This window comes from Actinoplanes sp. NPDC051633 (assembly GCF_040681735.1).
Taxonomy (GTDB): Bacteria; Actinomycetota; Actinomycetes; order Mycobacteriales; family Micromonosporaceae; genus Actinoplanes.
The window spans coordinates 1-1176 of the sequence record NZ_JBFAZH010001741.1; the positions used below are offsets into that span (position 1 = coordinate 1).

Genomic DNA, 1176 nt, shown 5'->3' on the forward strand with positions numbered 1-1176 from the left:
GTGGTCGGCGGACAGCCGCCGTCGGGCCGGGCGGGATCGAAGCAGTCGAAGCCAAGGTTCCAGTACGGCCCGATGGTCTTCCAGGTGGCGCCGCCGTCCTCGGTCTCGTACACCTCTTCCAGGCCGACGTAGATGTGGTCCGGCCGGGCGGGGTCGACCTCGATGAAGTTGTTGTACCAGGCCTGGATCCCGACCGGATAGTTCTGGTCGACGCCGATCGCCGATCCGGAGTTCTCCAGCTCGGTCGAGTCGGCGATCTTCGTCCACGGACCCAGCACCGCGCCGGCGACGAACACGCCCTGCAGGTTGCTGGCCACACCGACCGTCGACGGCTGTTCGAGCACCATCGTGAACCGGCGCCCATTGCCCGAGACGGCGAACTCGGCGTTGCCCACATCGGCGTTGTTCACATCACCGGTCAGCGGCTGCTTGGTGAAGCTGCCGGGCGCGCCACCGATCGTGGACAGGTAGAAGCCGTTGTACGCGGCACCCGAGCGCCAGGCCGCGTTGGCCAGCACCGTCGCACCCCGCTCCACCGGCGGGATGAGCACGTCGTTGACGATGTTGTCGTACGGCTTGGTGACGTCACCGTCCGACGCCGGATTCGGCATCAGCACCAGCTGCCACGGCTCGCGGTGCCGCTTCGGGTCGGTCGAGTGCCGCCACAAACCGCGGGTGGTGGCCGCGTACACCAGGCCACGGCCGTCAAACTTCAGCTGGTTGATACTGCGTGACTCCAACTCGTCGCCACCGACCCGGTCGGCGTCGGTGAAGCTGGCCGATCGCGCGTTGCGCAGCCGGTAGACGCCGGCGCCGGTGTAGGTCGTGCCGCCGGTGTTCGCCTCACCCGTCGCGTACCAGAGCGTGTCGGCACGCTCGTCGTAGACCAGATCACCGGTCGACAATGCCAGGATCCGCTCCGAGATCGGCCTCCACTGCGCGTACCGCGAGGTGAGGCTCTTGCGGAATACGCCACCGTTAGCGCCCCCGGCCCACATGTACCCACGACCCGCGTCCAACCCGGTCACCCGCCCGGCCACGTTGCCCCAGCCACTGCCGGAGTTCGAGAAGAACGGATCACGGTAGTTGGGGTCGTCCGCGTCATACGGCTGGTCGGTCACCTCGAGCCACGGGCTCAACGTGCCACGCAGCCCTCGCAGGTCCGCCAACGCCTCC

Annotated in this window: 1 pseudogene; it reads right to left on the reverse strand. The window is 67.9% G+C overall.

The window, feature by feature from the left end:
- Positions 1-1176, reverse strand: a pseudogene (locus AB0M20_RS44810) (glycosyl hydrolase); the annotation flags it as partial.